The 17,665-nt window shown below is 74.6% G+C and carries 14 protein-coding genes and 1 pseudogene; 7 read left to right on the top strand and 8 right to left on the bottom strand.

The genetic code is table 11. The annotated features are described in order from the left end of the window. Positions 1-6: 6 nt before the first annotated feature. On the top strand, positions 7-1,254 hold the full coding sequence (locus AC07DA_RS03240) for a cation:proton antiporter (RefSeq protein ID WP_479124111.1): 1,248 nt from the start codon (positions 7-9) through the stop codon (positions 1,252-1,254). Positions 1,255-1,360: 106 nt separating this feature from the next. Here AC07DA_RS03240 and AC07DA_RS03235 read toward each other — a convergent pair whose 3' ends face one another. From AC07DA_RS03235 to AC07DA_RS03225, 3 genes are all read right to left on the bottom strand, one after another. Beyond that, positions 1,361-1,942, bottom strand: coding sequence for an Rv1733c family protein (locus AC07DA_RS03235; protein ID WP_479124109.1), 582 nt, complete (start codon positions 1,940-1,942; stop codon positions 1,361-1,363). Positions 1,943-2,044: 102 nt separating this feature from the next. Further along, positions 2,045-3,742: a RecQ family ATP-dependent DNA helicase gene (locus AC07DA_RS03230; RefSeq protein WP_479124107.1), complete on the bottom strand. Its 1,698-nt coding sequence runs from the start codon at positions 3,740-3,742 to the stop codon at positions 2,045-2,047. Positions 3,743-3,849: 107 nt separating this feature from the next. Then, entirely contained in the window at positions 3,850-4,950 is a 1,101-nt protein-coding gene (locus tag AC07DA_RS03225; protein WP_479124105.1) for a winged helix DNA-binding domain-containing protein, read from the bottom strand. Positions 4,951-5,274: 324 nt separating this feature from the next. Between AC07DA_RS03225 and AC07DA_RS03220 the strand changes: the two genes are divergently transcribed. Together AC07DA_RS03220 and AC07DA_RS03215 are read left to right on the top strand one after the other, a co-directional pair. After that, positions 5,275-6,504 carry an acyl-CoA dehydrogenase family protein gene (locus tag AC07DA_RS03220; protein WP_479124104.1) on the top strand — a complete coding sequence of 410 codons (1,230 nt, stop codon included), beginning with the start codon at positions 5,275-5,277 and terminating at the stop codon, positions 6,502-6,504. An 86-nt stretch (positions 6,505-6,590) separates the two neighbouring features. Then, positions 6,591-7,055 (top strand): DUF6174 domain-containing protein, encoded by a 465-nt coding sequence (locus AC07DA_RS03215; protein WP_479124102.1) that lies wholly within the window; start codon positions 6,591-6,593, stop codon positions 7,053-7,055. On the opposite strand, the pseudogene AC07DA_RS03210 reads toward AC07DA_RS03215, so the two are convergent. Beyond that, positions 7,031-7,450 (bottom strand): annotated as a pseudogene (locus AC07DA_RS03210) (PP2C family protein-serine/threonine phosphatase); the annotation flags it as partial. The gene AC07DA_RS03215 and the pseudogene AC07DA_RS03210 overlap by 25 nt on opposite strands. A gap of 212 nt (positions 7,451-7,662) precedes the next feature. On the opposite strand from AC07DA_RS03210, the gene AC07DA_RS03205 reads away from it, so the two are divergent. Further along, positions 7,663-8,013, top strand: a complete 351-nt coding sequence (locus tag AC07DA_RS03205) for a hypothetical protein (protein ID WP_479124695.1) — start codon at positions 7,663-7,665, stop codon at positions 8,011-8,013. 27 nt (positions 8,014-8,040) lie between these two features. On the opposite strand, the gene AC07DA_RS03200 is transcribed toward AC07DA_RS03205, so the two are convergent. Continuing rightward, positions 8,041-9,135, bottom strand: coding sequence for a carboxylate-amine ligase (locus AC07DA_RS03200; RefSeq protein ID WP_479124100.1), 1,095 nt, complete (start codon positions 9,133-9,135; stop codon positions 8,041-8,043). Between the two features lie 246 nt (positions 9,136-9,381). Here AC07DA_RS03200 and ctaD point away from each other — a divergent pair, with 246 nt between their 5' ends. The 3 genes from ctaD (at position 9,382) to AC07DA_RS03185 (ending at position 12,252) form a co-directional block, all read left to right on the top strand. Further along, positions 9,382-11,094, top strand: coding sequence for an aa3-type cytochrome oxidase subunit I (ctaD, locus tag AC07DA_RS03195; RefSeq protein ID WP_479124098.1), 1,713 nt, complete (start codon positions 9,382-9,384; stop codon positions 11,092-11,094). Continuing rightward, entirely contained in the window at positions 11,091-11,465 is a 375-nt protein-coding gene (locus AC07DA_RS03190; RefSeq protein WP_479124096.1) for a hypothetical protein, read from the top strand. The genes ctaD and AC07DA_RS03190 overlap by 4 nt, the downstream gene beginning before the upstream one ends. A gap of 61 nt (positions 11,466-11,526) precedes the next feature. Then, a complete protein-coding gene (locus tag AC07DA_RS03185; RefSeq protein ID WP_479124094.1) occupies positions 11,527-12,252 on the top strand; it encodes an SDR family NAD(P)-dependent oxidoreductase in 726 nt (241 codons plus the stop codon). A gap of 8 nt (positions 12,253-12,260) precedes the next feature. Here the strand turns inward: AC07DA_RS03185 and AC07DA_RS03180 are convergent, their stop codons facing one another. The 3 genes from AC07DA_RS03180 to AC07DA_RS03170 all read right to left on the bottom strand — a co-directional run bounded on the left by AC07DA_RS03180 (position 12,261) and on the right by AC07DA_RS03170 (position 17,330). Beyond that, complete coding sequence (locus tag AC07DA_RS03180) at positions 12,261-13,778, bottom strand: glycoside hydrolase family 43 protein (protein WP_479124092.1); 1,518 nt, start codon at positions 13,776-13,778, stop codon at positions 12,261-12,263. A gap of 275 nt (positions 13,779-14,053) precedes the next feature. Continuing rightward, on the bottom strand, positions 14,054-16,435 hold the full coding sequence (locus tag AC07DA_RS03175; protein WP_479124090.1) for a glycoside hydrolase family 65 protein: 2,382 nt from the start codon (positions 16,433-16,435) through the stop codon (positions 14,054-14,056). Between the two features lie 13 nt (positions 16,436-16,448). Beyond that, positions 16,449-17,330, bottom strand: a complete 882-nt coding sequence (locus AC07DA_RS03170; RefSeq protein WP_479124693.1) for a universal stress protein — start codon at positions 17,328-17,330, stop codon at positions 16,449-16,451. Positions 17,331-17,665: the final 335 nt, after the last annotated feature.

Raw genomic sequence — 17,665 nt, 5'->3', positions numbered from 1 at the left:
CCCGCCGTGCACGACTCCGCGCTCTTCCTGATCGAGTTCGGCTGCCTCATCCTCGGGCTGGGGCTGCTCGGCCGCCTCGCCGGGCGCTTCCGCTTCTCCCCCATCCCCCTGTACCTGCTGGCCGGGCTGGCCTTCGGCGAGGGCGGCCTGCTGCCGCTGGGCGCCAGCGAGGACTTCGTCGCCGTCGGTGCCGAGATCGGCGTGATCCTGCTGCTGCTCATGCTGGGCCTGGAGTACACGGCCACCGACCTCGTGTCCAACCTGCGCACCCACTATCCCGCCGGCGTGGTCGACGCGGTCCTCAACGCCCTGCCCGGCGCGGCCCTGGCCCTGCTGCTCGGCTGGGGCCCGGTCGCCGCCGTGGTGCTGGCGGGCGTGACCTGGGTGTCGTCCTCCGGGGTCATCGCCAAGGTGCTGGGCGAGCTGGGGCGGCTCGGCAACCGCGAGACCCCGGCCGTGCTGAGCATCCTGGTCCTGGAGGACCTCTCCATGGCCGTGTACCTGCCCATCGTCACCGCCCTGCTGGCCGGGGTGGGGCTGGCCGCGGGCGGTCTCACGCTGGCCATCGCCCTGGGCGTGACCGCGCTCGTGCTCGTCCTCGCCGTGCGCTTCGGCCGCCATGTCTCCCGTTTCGTCTCCAGCGACGACCCCGAGAAGCTGCTGCTGGTCGTGCTCGGCGTGACCCTGGTGGTCGCCGGGGTCGCCCAGGAGCTGCAGGTGTCCGCGGCCGTGGGGGCGTTCCTGGTGGGCATCGCCCTGTCCGGGGAGGTGGCCGAGGGGGCGGCGAACCTGCTGGCGCCGCTGCGGGACCTGTTCGCGGCGGTGTTCTTCGTCTTCTTCGGCCTGCACACCGACCCGGCGAGCATCCCGCCCGTCCTGCTGCCGGCCCTCGCCCTGGCCGCCGTCACCACCGCGACGAAGATCGCCACCGGGTACTGGGCGGCGCGCCGGGCCGGCATCGGACCCCGCGGCCGCTGGCGTGCCGGGGGCACGCTCGTCGCGCGGGGCGAGTTCTCCATCGTCATCGCCGGTCTCGCCGTCACGGCCGGCGTCGACCCCTCGCTGGGGCCCCTCACCACGGCCTACGTCCTCATCCTGGTCCTCCTCGGTCCCCTCACCGCCCGCTGGACCGAGCCCGTGGCCACGCGCCTGACCGGGCTTCGGCCACGCCGCGCAGGGGCCGGGCCGCCGGCTTCCGTTCCGCCCGGCGGGCACACGGCGATCGAGGGCCGGGACGCGGTCGGGCGCCCGTGACCGCCGGCGGTCACGGACCTTGCGCCGTGGGAGTTCGCCGGCGGATGGAGCTTGCGCCGTGGGAGCCCGCCAGCGGATAGGGCTTGCGCCGTGGGAGTCCGCCGGTTCAGCCGGTCCTCCGGCCGCGCTGGGCGTCGAGCCGCTCCCAGTCCGCGTCCCAGGCGGCCATCCGGCGGCGGTCGAGGGAGAGCCGGACCAGCCGGACGGTTCCCAGCAGGGCCCCGGCCGTGAAGGAACCGGCCAGGGTGCCGCCCAGGGCGGTGTGGAGCAGTGCCTCACCCGGCGGCACCGGCGCCGTGGTGAGGTCGCCGCTCCGGTCGGCCCACACGCGGATCGTGCTTCCGGCGGGGGCCCTCGGCGGGACGCGCGCCTCGTCCCTGCGCGCCGTGCCGTCGGGTGCCGTCCACCGCACCGTGCCCCACACGCGGTGATCGCTCGCCGCCCGGGCCGGAGAGGGGCCCGGGGCGTCGTGGACGAGGACCGCAGAAACCGGGCGGCTCTCCGCCCGGTGCCGTTCGGCGGCCCGTTGCACCGCGTCCGCCGCCACCAGCCCGCAGCCCACCCCGCCGAGCAGCGCGCACACCCACCCGGCGAGCACGACCCAGGCCTCGACGACGTCGACGCGGCGCTTGAGCGCGTTGCGCCGCCACCGCCACCACCGCACGGTCGTGCGCCCGGACGCCGTCATCGGCCGACACCCCCTTCGCGAGCACCGGCGGCACCCTTCCAGTGTGCTCCCGGCACCGCCGCGCGGGCCCGCCGGCGGCGGGACGCGGCGACGGCCGGTGGGTCAGCCGGCCCACCGGTCCTCGCCGGGCTTGCGCAGCACGGACAGCAGGCCGTCGTGGCCGGCCACCGCCTCCAGCGCCAGCGTGCGGTAGCCGGCCTGCCCGAAGAACACGGTGATGCGGTCCTGGTCCTCACTGAGGACGGTCCCCTCGCCCCACCGCTCGTGCCGTACCTCGGTGCCGACGGGATAGGCCGCCGCGGCCGGGTGGGCGGCCCGCTCCCCGGGTCCGTCCTCGTCCCGCTCGGCGTCGCACACGTCGCAGTTCCCGCACCGGCCCGGGTGGTCCTCGCCGAAGTAGCCGAGCAGGAAACGCCGCCGGCAGCCGGTGGTCTCGGCGTACGCCCGGGCCATCTCGACCCGGCTCCGCTCGGTGCGGCGGTGCGCCTCGGCCGTGCGCGCGGCCTCCTCGGCGGCCTGCCCGGGGGACATGCCGGAGGCGGGGCGCACCTCGCCCTCCTCGCCCGTGGCGACGGCGTCGGCTTCCTCCAGCAGGTTCACCGCCGCGGTGACCCGGTTCCTGGACAGGCCGGTGTCCTCGCGCAGGTCGTCGAGGTCCGCCGGGTCCGCGCGGTGCTCGTGCACGGCCTGCGCGACGTCCGACAGGGCCTCGGGGCCGGGGGCGCGGCCCGCGAAGTACGACCGCATGCCGGTGTCCTCGGACCGGTAGTGCAGGACGGCGAGGGCCGGGTGGCCGTCCCGGCCGCTGCGGCCGATCTCCTGGTAGTAGGCGTCGAGGGAGCCCGGGAGCGAGGCGTGCAGCACGAACCGCACGTCCTCCTTGTCGATGCCCATGCCGAACGCCGAGGTCGCCACGACGACGTCGGCGGTGCCGGAGAGGAAGGCGTCGTGGATGCGTTCGCGCTCGGAGGCGCGCAGTCCGGCGTGGTAGGCCTCGGCGGACAGTCCCAGGGCGGCCAGTTCCCGGGCGTAGTGCTCGGTGTCCTTGCGGGTCCCGGCGTAGACGATGCCGGGTTTGGGTGCGGCGGCGGCCCGTTCGACGACGGCGAGGCGCCGCTCGTCCTCGTCCAGGAAGCGGCGGACCCGCAGCGTGATGTTCGGCCGGTCGAAGCCGGTCACCAGCAGCCGCGGCCGGCGCATGCCCAGGCGTTCGGCTATCTCCCGGCGCACGGGTGCGGCGGCGGTGGCGGTCAGGGCCAGGACGGGCGGGCCGCCCACGCGCCGGACGGCCTGCTCCAGGCGCAGGTAGTCGGGGCGGAAGTCGTGCCCCCAGGAGGACACGCACTGGGCCTCGTCCACGACGAACAGGGCGGGGCGCATCGCGGCCAGCCGCTCCAGCACCGCGTCCTTGGCCAGTTGTTCGGGCGCCAGGTACAGCAGGCGGGCGTCGCCGCTGCGCACCGCCTCCCACGCCTCCTCGGTCGCGGCGGCCCCGAGGTCGGAGTTGAGCGCGACGGCTTTGGGCGCGCGGTCGCCGTCCGGCAGGCCCGCGATCTGGTCGCGCTGGAGGGCCAGCAGCGGCGACACGACCACGACGGGCCCGGACAGCAGCACGGCGGGCACCTGGTAGACGGCGGACTTGCCGGACCCGGTGGGCATGACGACGAGGGTGTCCTCGCCGTCGAGCACCCATTCCATGGCGGTGAGCTGCTCCGGCAGCAGGGTGTCCCAGCCGAACACCTCGGCGGCGGTCCGCCGCAGGCGTCCGGCGCGGTCCGTCCGCGGCTCCTCGCGTCCCATGCCGGGCTCCTCGCTGTTCCGTGCGGTCGCTTGCGGATGTCGCGCCCGCGGCGCCCTCTGGGTACCCGCCCGTCCGCGGACGTACCAGCCGGTGGGCGGCACCGGCGTCACCGGCGGGACGCGGCGACGCGCACCCTGTCGCCGCCGTCGCCGGAGAGGAAGGACGCCAGGGCCCGTCCTTCCTCCGTGACGGCGGCGACGTCGGCCCGGGTGAGACGGCGCAGCGGGGAGACCACGACGGTGTCGGCCTCGACCGTCCAGGTCGCGGCGACCCGGCCGTCGACCAGCACGAAGCGGGCCCCGGCGACGGACAGGCCGCGGTGGGCGTCGTCGATGATCCGGCCGCGGTCGTGGTAGCCGAGGACGGCGTTGTCGAACGCGGGCAGGAAGCGCACCGGGGCCGGGGTGTCCGGGTCGGGGCGCGGGGCGTCCGGGAGGTCGAGCAGCTCCCGGCCGCGTGCGTCGCGGAAGCGGACCAGTTCCCCGCGCAGGGCGGCGACCGCGGCCGGGAGCCCGCTCAGACCGCACCAGGCCCGCAGGTCGGCCGAGGCGGCGGGGCCGTAGGCGGCGAGGTAGCGCCGCAGCAGTGTCTGTCCCACGGGGTCGGAGGCGTCCGGGTCCAGCGGGTCGATGTCGCGTCCGAGCCAGGCGGGGACCAGCGCGTAGCGGGCGCCCCCCTTGGTCCGCCACAGTCCCCGCGGCGGCACCTGCACCGTCGGGAGGAGCCCGGCGGCCAGCATCTCGCCCAGCGGCCGCGTCGCCACCGCCGGCCAGCGGCCGGCGACGGCTCTGGCGAGGGCGGACATCGAGCGGGGCTCGCCGTCGGCCATGACCTCCCGTCCGGCCGCCGCGAGTGCGGCGAGGTCGACCCCGTCGAGTTCACGGCGGTACACGCCGAGCACCTTCCGGCGCAGCATGTCGTCGTGCCGGGCCCGCCAGGCCAGGAGGTCGTCGCCGGTGACGAGGTGGACGGTGCGGCGCATGAGGTGGGCCCGCACCACGCGCCGTCCGGTCAGCAGCCCCGACAGCACCGCCGGGTCGAAGGCCCGCAGCCGCGACCACAGGCCGGTGAACGGCTCCTGCGGCTCCTGCGCCTGGAGCCCGCCCAGGTGGGCGACGGCGTCGAGGACCGGCAGCCCGGCGCGGTCGAGGAGCAACTGCCGGGCGAGGGTGGCGCGGTTGAGCGCCCGGGCGTCGAGAACGGTCATCACAGCACCTGTGCCTTCGAGTCCGGTGCCGGCCCGCGGCGGGGTGCCGGGGCGGCTGCCTGCCCGCTCACCGTGTCAGGCCTTGCGGTCGACCGCTGACCGCGACGGGGCGCCGACGAGTGCCGCCGCTGGTGCGGCGGTTGGGGATCCGGCCACCGTCCGCCGCCTTTCCCTACGTTTCCTATCGAATTACTAGGAAAGTATTGACGACGCCTGACGGCCCTGCGCAGGATGATGCGCATGGCCCACACATCCTTCCGGTGTACGCGCTGCCGGTGAGCCCCGACCCCCCACCGTGCCACCGAGGTTGAGGAGACCCCTGCCATGGGCGTTGCCCCCGCGCCGCCCGGACCCGAGGCGGAGTCCGATCCGGCCGGGCCCGGTAGGGCCCACTGGCTGCGCGTCGCCCGCGAGACGGCGGAGGACCTGGCCACGGACGCGGTGGCCAGGGACCAGGCGGGCAAGCCCCCGTTCGACGAGGTGGCGCGGCTGCGCGAGTCGGGGCTGCTGGCCCTGCTCGTACCGGCCGGGCTGGACGGCGGCGGCGCCGACTGGCCGACCGCCTACGCCGTGGTCCGCGAGATCGCGGCGGCCGACGGAGCGATCGGCCAGCTCCTCGGCTGTCACTACTTCACGTCCTGGAGCGCCCAGTTCCTCACCGAGCCGGCCCGCGCGGCCGCCCTGGCACGGCGGACCGCGGCGGAGCAGTGGTGCTGGGGCGGTGGCCTGGCACGCCAGGAACCGACGCTGACCCTCGCCAGGACCGCGCAGGGACGGGTCCTGAACGGCCGTCAGAGCTATGCCGCGGGGGTGCTGGTCGCCGACCGGCTCGCCGTGCGGGCGGTACGGGCGGACACCGGCGAGCCGTTCGCGGTGGTGGTCGATCCGGCCGGGCGGGGCGTGGTCACCGACGGCGACGCCGACCCCTTCGGCCAGCGGCTCGCGGCCGGCGGCAGCGTGGAGTTCGACGCCGTGCCGGTCGCCGCCGCCGACGTCCTGGGATCGCTGGCCGCGGACGAGGACGTCCTGTCGCCGCCGACCGGCCTGGTGTCGCCCGTGGGACGGCTGCTGTCGGTGCAGATCCGGCTCGGCATGGCCGAGGGGGTGCTCGCCGAGGCCCGTGAGTACAGCAGGACCGGCCGCGAGCCCTGGCACCCGGACCGGCCGGCGGGGTCGCCCGGGGATCCGCAGGTGCTGACCGCCTACGGGGAACTGACCGTGCTGACCCGCTCGGCGTCCGCCCTCGCCGACCAGGCGCGGGACGCCGTGCAGGCCGGTCTGGCCCGTGGCGAGGACCTCTCCTACGAGGAGTACGCGGAGATCTCCGTCCTGGTCGCCATGGCCGAGGCCGCCGCGTCCAGGGCCGTGCAGGAGTCCACCGCGCGTGCCCTCGACATCATCGGCGTCCGCTCGGCGTCCGCGCGGCTGGGCTTCGACCGGTTCTGGCGCAACGCCCGGACCCACACGCTGTACGAGCCCGTCACCCCGCGGCTGCGGGACGTCGGCGACTACTTCCTCAACGGCTCGCACCCGCCGTTCGTCCTTCCGGTCTGAACGGCTGAGAACGCCCGGGCCGGTCCCCGAACGTTTCCCCGGCGCCGGGCGTCACAGCGTCAGCCGTCGCCGAAGGGACAACCGCCATGACCACCGCCTCCCGTACCGTGCGGACCGCCCTGATCGCGGGAGTGCTCTGCGCGCTCACCGCCTGCGGCAGCGGCACCCGGGGCGCGCAGGGCCCGGAGGCCTCCGGGCGCACGGCCTGGCAGGAGCCCGCCGCGTACGCGTACACGCTCCGGTCGAGCGGAGGGGAGCGGACCCTGCTCGGCACCTTCCGGATATGGGTCCGCGACGGTGCCGTGGTGAGGGCGGTGGGCCTCGACGACACCGCCCGGCGCGTGGTGGACGGCACGCCCGGGGCGGTGCCGACGCTCCGGCAGCTCCTCGCCGAGCTGGAGCGGGCGCGACGGGGCGACGCGGGCACGGCCGAGGCGCGGTACGCGGCGGACGGCCACCCCGTGCGGATCGTCCTGGACGAGGACGGGAACGCCGTCGACGACGAGGCCCGCTACGACGTCAGCGGCTACGAGCCCGCCGGCCGGGGGTGAGGGCCGTCGCCGGGGCCGTCGGACGCCAGGCCGGTCCGCTCCGCCGCCGTACGGGCCGGCTCCAGGTGGGGGCCGATCCATTCGCACATCAGCGCCGTGGCGTCGTCCTGGAGGCTGCCGTCGTGGTAGTCGGGGACGGCCTGCATGAGGCGGCGCAGGGTCTCGGGCACGGGCGGTTCGTCGGCGTGGTGGCGGATGAGGAAGTCGGTGAAGCGGTGCAGGCCGAACTCCCGGTCCCCGGCGCGCCGTGCCTCGGTGATGCCGTCCGTGTACAGCACGATGCGGTCGCCGGGCTGCAGGTGCTCCTGGCAGACGGTGCCGGGCAGGCCGAGTACGGTGCCCATCGGGTGGGCCGGACGGCACTTGAGGTGAGTGGTCCAGCGGTTACGGTGCACTCGTTCACCTTGGCCGGGAGCAGCTCCACGGGCATGAGGTGGCTGGCGGCCTACCGGCCCGCCCCGGTGGTCGCATCGGGATCCGGCACGGAACGGATGCCGGGGCGATTGGTCGAGCTGCTTCCGCTTGATGAGGCTTCAGGGGGCCACCTCCGGGTACTTCCATGGTGGAACGACCCGCCGAAGGAGGAAACGGAGGCGCGAGGGCCGTGTTGCTGTCGCATTCTCTCGATCACGGAGTTCTCGTCATCACGGTCCACGAAGACCCCGGCATCGGCGGGCGTGCCACGCTGCTGACGCAGATCAGCGCACTGGTCGAGGCCTACCGGCCCGCCCCGGTGGTCGTCGTCCTGGACGAGCCGGCCGCGCAGGGCGCCGCCGTCAGCGTCGTCCTGCGCGTCCACCGCCTGTGCAGCCGACTGGGCCTGCTGATGTCGGTCGCCACGGGCAGCGCGCCCACCCGCCGCCTGCTGGAGGCGAACGCCGACACCGCCGGCACCCGGCTGGTCATCCACGCCCGTAGCGACACCGCCGTCGCCGCCGCGTACGCCGCGGCGGCGTAGCCGGGCCCAAGGGCCTGGGCCTGGGGGTCACGGCATGGTGCTCTGCACGCTGATGAGTTCCGTGACCGCGCGAAGGCCGCCGGCGGCGAGGGCGGCGCGCTGCCGGTCCGCGCCGGTCCCGTCCTGCAGCAACCGGTGCACCAGGGACGTCACCTGACGGGTGTCTCCGGAGGCGTCGAGGGCGGGGGTGACGTACCGCAGCAGCTCGTACAGCATGTCGCCGGCGCGCTGCGGGGTGCCGTCGGGTGCGATCAGGGTGTCCTCCAGGCCGTGCCGGGCGGCGTGCCACATCGAGGCCTGGAGCAGCTCCGGGGCGGGTTCGGGCGCGGGCACCCCGTCCGCCGCCTCGGCCAGGGCGGTCTCCACCAGGGACCGGATGAGGGCGGCGAGCATGACCGCCTCGTCCGCCCGCAGCTGGACGTCCAGGCACCGCACCTCGACGGTCGGGTACCTGGACGACAGGCGGGCCTGCCAGTACAGCTGACCGGTGTCGGAGATCAGACCCGCCCGCTGCAGGCGCGCCACACGCCCGTCGTAGTCCTCGGCGTCGCGGAAGTACGGCGGGATGCCGCTGACCGGCCAGCGGCTGAAGATCACGGTGCGCCAGCTGGCGAACCCCGTGTCGCGGCCGTCCCACAGCGGGGAGTTCGCCGCCATGGCGGTCAGCGCGGGCAGCCAGGGCCGGATCCGGTTCAGGACCTGCACCCCCGCCTCCCGGTCGGGCACGGCGACGTGCACGTGCGTGCCGTTGACCAGTTGTTCGGCCACCAGCTGGGGCGCCTGGGTGACCATGGCCCGGTACCGGGCCTGGTCCGTGACGGCGATGGGACGGCCGTGCCGCACCGGTGGGGTGCCGCAGACCGCGATCCGGCAGCCGTGCTCCTCGGCGGCCACGCCGACGGCGTGCCGCAGGCGCAGCAGGTGCCCGCCGGCCTCCTCCAGCGTGGCGCACACCGGCGTGGCCACCTCGACCTGCGCCTGCAGCAGCTCGTACTGCACCTCCTGGTCCGTCACGAGACGTCCCAGCCCCGCCGCGGCGCGCACCTTGTCCGCCTGGGGCACCGGCAGTCCCGTGACCGGGTCGACCAGCAGGTACTCCTCTTCCACGCCGATCGTCGTCATCGATCACCCTCTGTTCCGCCCGGCCGGCCGGGTCGGGCCACCCCCGCCGGAGTACCGAGTGCCGCGCCCTCCCCCGGGCAAACCAGGACAGGGCCGACATCGCCCGGACGAGTGATTGAGGGAGCCATCCGGCCCAATCGGGCCACGACGCATGGTGATCGGCCGAACCGGCGGGGCTAGGTTCCTGCGGGCTGGGAACTCCCCGCCGCGCCCGTCACGAAACCGCTGCTGCCGATCGAGGATCTGATGGCGACACATACCGAGCCCGTTGCGCCAGTACCCGCGGCGGAGCGCCGCGGAAGGGGCCAGGTGATCGTCTCCTGGATGACGACCACCGACCACAAGAAGATCGGGCACCTGTACCTGATCACGTCGTTCCTGTTCTTCCTGATCGCGGGGGCGCTGGCGATGGCGATCAGGGCGGAGCTGGCGCGCCCGGGCCTGCAGATCCTCTCCAACGAGCAGTACAACCAGGCGTTCACCATGCACGGCACGATCATGCTGCTGCTGTTCGCGACGCCCACCTTCGCCGGCTTCGCCAACGCGATCATGCCGCTGCAGATCGGTTCGCCCGACGTGGCGTTCCCGCGGCTGAACATGCTCTCCTACTGGCTGTTCCTCTTCGGCGGCCTGATCGTGCTCGGCAGTTTCCTCACCCCGCAGGGCGCCGCCGACTTCGGCTGGACCGCGTACACCCCGCTCAGCGGCGGGGAGCGCACCGCCTATGTCGGCGGAGACCTGTGGATCATGGGGCTGGCACTGTCCGGCTTCGGCACCATCCTCGGCTCGGTCAACTTCATCACGACCATCATCTGCATGCGCGCCCCGGGCATGACGATGTTCCGCATGCCGATCTTCACCTGGAACGTGCTGCTCACCTCGGTGCTGGTCCTGCTGGCCTTCCCGGTCCTGGCCGCCGCGCTGCTGGTGCTGGAGGCGGACCGGCGGTTCGGCGCCCAGGTGTTCGACCCCGGGAACGGCGGCGCGATCCTCTGGCAGCACCTGTTCTGGTTCTTCGGCCACCCCGAGGTGTACATCCTCGCGCTGCCGTTCTTCGGCGTGATCAGCGAGATCATCCCGGTCTTCGCCCGCAAGCCGATCTTCGGTTACACGGGTCTGATCGGCGCCACGATCGCCATCGCCGGGCTGTCGGTGACGGTGTGGGCGCACCACATGTTCGCCACGGGCGCGGTGCTGCTGCCGTTCTTCTCCTTCATGACGTATCTGATCGCGGTGCCGACGGGCGTGAAGTTCTTCAACTGGATCGGCACCATGTGGAAGGGCTCGCTGTCGTTCGAGCCACCGATGCTGTGGGCGGCGGGCTTCCTGGTCACCTTCCTCTTCGGCGGCCTGACCGGTGTCATCCTCGGCTCGCCGCCGCTGGACTGGCACGTCACCGACTCGTACTTCGTGGTGGCCCACTTCCACTACGTGCTCTTCGGCACCATCGTCTTCGCGATGTTCGGCGGATTCAGCTTCTGGTGGCCGAAGATGACCGGCACCATGCTGAACGAGCGCCTGGAGAAGGTGCACTTCTGGACGCTGTTCATCGGCTTCCACATGACGTTCCTGGTGCAGCACTGGCTCGGCGCGGAGGGCATGCCCCGCCGCTACGCCGACTACCTGGCCGCCGACGGCTTCACCGCCCTCAACACCGTCTCCTCCATCGGCGCCTTCCTCCTCGGCCTGTCGACCCTGCCCTTCCTCTACAACGTGTGGCGCACGGCCCAGAAGGGCGAGCGCGTCGAGGTCGACGACCCGTGGGGGTACGGGCGCTCCCTGGAGTGGGCCACCTCCTGCCCGCCGCCGCGCCACAACTTCCTGACCATGCCCAAGATCCGCTCCGAGTCCCCCGCGTTCGACCTGCGCCATCCGGACGTGGCCAGCCTGGACCAGGCGGAGAACACCGGACGCCGGGACGTGCTGGAGGCCGAGGGGCACAAGGGCGACCGGCCGTGACCCGGGGCGGCCACGACGCGCTGGACGGCGAGCGGCCCGGCGTGCTGGCCGCCGAGGCCGAGGGCTACCTCCTCGCGCACGCCCATCACGAGCAGATCCGGCGCGAGGCCGAGGAACTCCGGGCCCGGCTGCCGTGGCTGACCACCGCTCAGGCCGAGGAGCTCACCGGCCACTACGTCCGGCTGCGGCTGGACGTCAGCCGTCAGCTGCTGCTGGGCACGGTCCGCCGGGCCGAGCAGCTGCGCGAGGAGTACGAGGAGCGCTACGCCGAGCTGCGCCGCCTGCTGTTCCGCCGGCACGCGGCGGCCGCCTGCGCGGTCCTCGCGTGCGGCACCGCGGTGAGCTCCCTGGCCGGGGTGCTGACCCGCTGACGGGCCGCGCCGCGCGGTGGTGCACAGTGGGAGGTCCAGGCGTGGGAGGGGCGGTGTGATCGTGAGTCGGATCCTGGTGACCGGTTCGGCGGACGGGCTCGGACGGGCGGCGGCCGACACGCTGCTGGCCGCCGGGCACGACGTGGTGGTGCACGCCCGCAACCGGGAGCGCGCCAAGGAGCTCGACCCGCTCGTCGAGCGGGGGGCGCGGCTCGTCGTCGGCGACTTCACGGACCGGGACGCCGTACGGCGCGTCGCCGGCGAGCTCGACGGGACACCCCCGCTGGACGCGGTCATCCACAACGCCGGCGTGTGGCGGGGTCCGGCCGTCATGCCGGTGAACGTCATCGCCCCGTATCTGCTGACGGCCCTGCTGCGCGGGGTGGGCCGGCTGGTGTACCTGAGCAGCGGCTCGCACTTCGGCGGGCGTCCCGTCCTGGACGGGGTGGACTGGCGGGGCGGGAGCGCCGGTTCGTACGCGGACAGCAAACTCTTCGTCACGGCCCTCGCGGCCGCCGTGGCCCGCCTGCGTCCCGGCGTGCCGAGCAACGCGGTGGACCCCGGCTGGGTGCCGACGAGGATGGGCGGGCCGGACGCGCCGGACGACCTCGAACTCGGCCACCGCACGCAGGAGTGGCTGGCGGTGAGCGACGAACCCGAGGCCCTGACGACCGGCGGCTACTGGTACCACGGCGAACGGCGGCAGCCGCACGCCGCCGTCCACGACCGGGTGTTCCAGGACCGTCTGCTGCGGACCCTCGCCGAGGAGACGGGCACCGCTCTCTGACACCGGCGTCAGGCCGGTGCTCCGGCGTCGTCGAGCGGCTCGTAGTCGAACCAGTCGAAGTGGACGGTGCCGGACGCGGCGTACATGCCGAGGACGCGGCCGGTGAATCCGCCGGCGACCTCGCTGGACAGGTAGCGGCCGTCGAGCGCGGCGAGTTCCGTGACGGCGCCCCGCGCGTCCTCAAGGCCGAGGATGACGGTGTCCGGCCCCTGGCGCGGGTCGGTGACCTGCCGGGTGGCTCTCGTCTCCATCCTGAGCACGACCGGACCGCCCGCCGTCGCCCGGGACGCCACCTGCGAGCGCAGCGAGCCGACGCGGGCGTGCACCCGCACCTCACCCGGCGTCGCCTCGACCTCGTAGTGGTGCTCCTCGTCGAGACGGACGGCCAGCCCGCCGCGGCCCTCGGCGGGGTCGATCAACACCCGGGCGCGGCAGGACGGATGCTGCTGGCGACGGCCCACGAAGACGGCCTCGGGGTCGTCGAGCGACGCCCCGCGGGCGCGCAGGGTGAGCCAGCCGGACCGTTCCTTGGTGGTGCAGTGCGCCACGGGACGCGAGCGCAGCGAGATCCAGACCGGGGCGAGTTCGCTCAGGTCGAAGTCGTCGCGGACCGGCGCGGGTGCCGGCCGGTGCAGCGGCCACGGGGGGCGGGGCAGCGCGGGTGACACGCCGCCGACGACGGGCCAGCCGTCGGACCAGGTCACCGGCGCCAGGAAGGTCTCGCGGCCGAGGACGTGCCAGCCGGGTGTGCCGCCGTGCGGCCGGACCCCGAGCAGGACCATCCACCAGGAGCCGTCCGGTCCCTGGACGAGGTCGGCGTGGCCGGTGTTCTGGATGGGGTGGTCGGTGCCGCGGTGGGTCAGGACCGGATTGGCCGGGCAGGGCTCGAACGGGCCCTGCGGGGAGCTGCCGCGGGCGACGGAGACGCCGTGGCACCGCTCGGTGCCGCCCTCGGCGATGAGCAGGTACCAGTAGTCGCCGATGTGGTAGAGGTGCGGCGCCTCGGGGGCCTTCGCCCCGGGGGTGCCCGACCAGAGGCTCCGCCGCTCGCCGAGCGTCTCCCCGGTGGTGGGGTCGATGGGGACCTGGGCGACTCCGGCCGTGGTGCACCAGCAGGTGCCGTCCTCGTCCCAGGCGAGGTCCGGGTCGATGCCGTGCACGCCGGGCAGCGGTACGGGATCGGACCAGGGTCCGGCCGGGTCGGTGGCGGTGAAGAGCAGGTTCCCGTCGCCGCTGACGTTCGTGACGATGAGCCAGAAACGGCCGTCGTGGTGGCGCAGGGTCGGCGCGTAGATGCCGCCGGAGGCCGGAGTGCCGGGCGGCAGGCGCAGCTGCCCGGGACGGTCCAGCGCGTTGCCGATCTGGGTCCAGTGCACCAGGTCCCGGCTGTGGAAGACGGGCACGCCGGGGAAGTACTCGAAACTGGAGCACGCCAGGTAGTAGTCGTCGCCCGCCCGGCAGACGGTCGGGTCCGGGTGGAAGCCGGGTATCACGGGGTTGCTGACGGTGGCGTCCGTCTCGGGCATGCTCGGCACCCTCATCGAGTCCTCTCGCCGGAGAAGCCTGCGAAACTTTCGAGCTCGGCCGCCCGACAGTTTCGGGGTGAGGCTAGCGACGGCCGCGGAGGCCGGTCAACGGGGCCGCGGCGGGACGGGAGGGCCGGGCCGTGCGGGAGCGGAGGTTCGGCGGCGCCGCCCTTCCGGCCGGGGCAACGCCCGTGCCGGGTCGCGGTGGCTCTCGGCCCGCACGCGCGGGCCGGATCTCGGCCGCTGCGAGCGAGCGGCCGCAAAGCGAGCGCCGGTCACGTCTCCCGGCCGTCCGTGAGGAGCAGCCGGGCCGTCTCCCCCGCCTGCACGCCGATCGCCCGGTCGGGCAGTTCGACGTCGATCGGCGGCAGGTCCGACGGCGGTACGGCGATCTCCAGCTGACCGCTGGTCAGGCGCAGCCGGATGCCCCAGTGCCCCTGGTAGGCGATGGAGAACCCGTACGACGACAGCTCCGGCAGCGGCACCGGGTCCAGCCACAGGGCCCCGGCCCGGGTCTCGAGGCCCGTCAGTCCCCGCTGGACCAGGTCGAGGGTGCCCGCCATGGCGCCCAGGTGGATGCCCTCGCCGGTGGTGCCGCCCTGGAGGTCGGCGATGTCGCCGCGCAGGGCCTCCTGGCAGAACGTCCACGCCTCGGCCCGCCGGCACCGGGCCAGGACCCAGCCGTGCACCAGGCCGCTGAGGGTGGAGCCGTGGCTGGTGCGGGCCAGGTAGTGGTCGACCGTGCGCTGCCACGTCGCCTCGTCCAGCCGGTAGCCCAGGTGCCGGAACAGGCCCCGCAGTTCGGCCGGTGAGAAGAGGTAGCCGAGCATCAGCACGTCGGCCTGCTTGGACGCCTTGTACCGGTTGACGGTGTCGCCCTCGGCCTCCAGGATCCGGTCCAGGCGGCGGATGTCGTCGTAACGCTTGCGGTACTCGGCCCAGTCGAGTTCCGCGAGGTCGCCGTAGCCCTCGAACTGGCTGACGACGCCGTCGTGGAAGGGCACGTGCAGGGTGCGGGAGACGTCCTCCCAGCGGGCCGGTTCGCCGGCGTCCAGGGCGATGCGCTCGACGAGTTCGCGGCGGCGGGGCTCGGGCAGGGTGCGCAGCACGTCCAGCGCGCGGTTGAGCACCCAGGCCGCCGTGACGTTGGTGTAGGCGTTGTCGTCCAGGCCGGGCCGCTCGGCGCCCGGATAGGCCTCGTGGTACTCGTCGGGCCCGACGACCCCGCGGATGCGGTGCCGGCCGAGGGACGCGTCCCAGGTTGCCGAGTCGGCCCAGAAGCGGGCGATCTGCAGCAGCATCTCGGCGCCCTTGGTGTGCAGGAACTCGGCGTCCCCGCCGGCCTCGCAGTACTGCCACACGTTGTAGGCGATCGCCGAGCCGACGTGGTGCTGCAGGTGGGTGTGGTCGGGCAGCCAGCGGCCCGAGCGCGGGTTGAGGTGCAGTTGCTGCGTCTCCTCGCGCCCGTCGCTGCCGCTCTGCCACGGGTACAGCGCGCCGCGCCGGCCGACGGCCCGCGCCGCCGAGCAGGCCCGTTCCAGGCGCCGGTGGCGGTAGCGGAGCAGGGCGCGGGACACCTCGGGGAAGTGCAGGTTGAGGTACGGCAGGACGAACAGCTCGTCCCAGAAGACGTGCCCGCGGTAGGCCTCGCCGTGCAGTCCGCGGGCCGGGACCCCCACGTCCAGGTCGGCGGTGTGCGGCGAGAGCGTCTGCAGCACGTGGAAGAGGTGCAGGCGCAGGATGTGGCCGGGCTCGCCGGGCACGTCCAGTTCGGCCCGGCGCCACAGCTGCGCCCAGGCGGTGCGGTGGGAGGCGAGTAGCGGGTCGAACGCGGGCGCGGCGCCCACCCGGTCCACGGCGGCCTGCAGCGGGTCGCTGATCGCCGGGTCGCGCGAGGTGTGCAGGGCGACGGTCTTGTCGACGGTGTCGGTGCGGCCGGGGGCCAGCGGCAGGGTGAGGCGCTGCACGGCGCGTGCGGGTTCGTGGGGGTCCGCGACGGGCTCGGCGGCGGTCAGCCGGGCGGCCATGCCGATCCGGATGTCGGAGGTGCGCGTCCGGCAGCGCAGCCACACCGTGTCCGGCCCGGCGGTCCCGGTGTGCACGTGGGTCAGGTGACGGCCGTCCAGGTCGCGGTAGCGCGGCACTCCGGCATTGGTCACCCTCCCGTCGAGCGCGGCCTCGACGTCCAGCTCGCCGGCGAAGCCCTCGGCGGTGAACTCGCTGCGCAGCGCCGCGAGATGCGGATCCGCCATGTGCACCAGCCGCCGTTGCCGCACGGCGAGGACCCGTCCGGCGCCGAGGTCGTACCGGGTGCGGCGCTCCAGTACCCCCTCGTCGAGGTGGAGGGTCTGCCGGTGGTCCAGGACGGTCGCCGTGTCCGGGGAGAGCCACGGCCCGCCCGGGAGCCGGAAGCGCAGGGGCAGCCAGTTGGGCAGGTTGACCAGGTCCTCGTTCTCGACGCGGCGTCCGGCGACCTCGGAGACCAGCCGGTTGTAGCAGCCGGCCGCGTAGGTGCCCGGGTAGTGGACGTCGTCGGCCGCGCACTCGGGCAGCGCGCCGCGGGTGGCGAAGCAGCCGTTGCCCAGCGTGCACAGCGACTCCCGCAGCCGCTCCTCGGCGGGAACGTATCCCTCGTACTCCCAGATCCGGTCCGTCACGGGCCGTATCCTCCTAGACGCGCTGCGGAACGACGGCGACCGGGCAGTCGGCGTGGTGCAGCAGGGTGTGGGCCACCCTGCCGAGCTGGAGTCCGAAGTGGCCCTGCCGGCGCCGGGCTCCGACGATCACCAGGTCGGCCGCGGCCGAACGGTGCACGAGCACCTTGCCGGCCGGGCCCTCGACCGTCGTGCGGCGCACCCGCACGCCGGGGCGTTCGGCCACGGCGTCGCGCAGCAGCGCGTCGAGCTCGGCGCGGGCCCGCTCCTCGTGGTGGCGCCCGGGTGCCTCGGCGAGCGTGTCCTCGGCCGCCGCTTCCCGCGCGGGGCAGCGCCAGGCCCGTACGACGTCCAGGACGCAGCCGCGGACCTCCGCCTCGCGGAAGGCGAAGCGCACCGCTTCCGCCCCGGTGGCGGGGCCCCCGGCGCCCAGCAGGATCCGGTCGTGACCGCCGGCCGGACCGGCGCGGTCGCCGCGCACCACGATCACCGGGCAGTGCGCGCGGGCCGCGACGGCCAGTCCGACGGAGCCGAGCAGCAGCCCCTTCAGCCCCCCGCGGCCACGGGACCCGGTGACCAGGGCGGTGGCGTTGTTGCCCTCGTGCAGGAGGGCGTCCGCCGCGTCGTCGAGGAGCACGTCGGTGGTCACCTTCACGTCCGGGTTGCGCCGTCCGGCGCGTTCCGCAGCGGAGGCGACGATGTGGTCGGCCGTCGCCCGGCCCGCGGGCCGGGCCAGACCGACCGACGGGGCGAGGCCCTCGTACCGTTCCCAGAGGGAGCCGTGGACGAGCCGCAGGGGAAGACCGTGCCGGGCCGCCTCGTCCACCGCCCAGTCGACCGCGGGCAGGCTGCCGTCCGAACCGTCGACGCCCACGACCAGGGGCAGTTCCGTCGTCATCGCTCCCACCGCCTCGACCTCGGACAGCTTCCGGATCCGCGTCCTGGGGTCCACTCCCACCGTCGCACCCGCGGGGGCCGCGCGCGAGGGGCGGCCGGGCCCCGGCGGAGGCCGTTCGGCCCGTGGCGGGCGGCGGGCGGCGGGCGGCGGGCGGCGGGCGGCGGGCGGCGGCACAGGCTGTAGTCAGCGGCCCGGGCCCGGTCCCGGGTTCCGGGGTGGCCGCGGCGACGTCGAGGGGTGGGGCGGGGCGCGGAGGTCGCGGCCGCGGGCCGTGTACCGGCCGTTCCGGGGCGGCCGGTAGGCTGGAGGCGCTGCCGCCCGGAGCCGGGTGGCAG

Source organism: Streptomyces sp. NPDC044921 (genome assembly GCF_056432865.1).
Note: the sequence above shows the minus strand (reverse complement) of the source record. Positions and strands in the feature narration are given on the sequence as shown.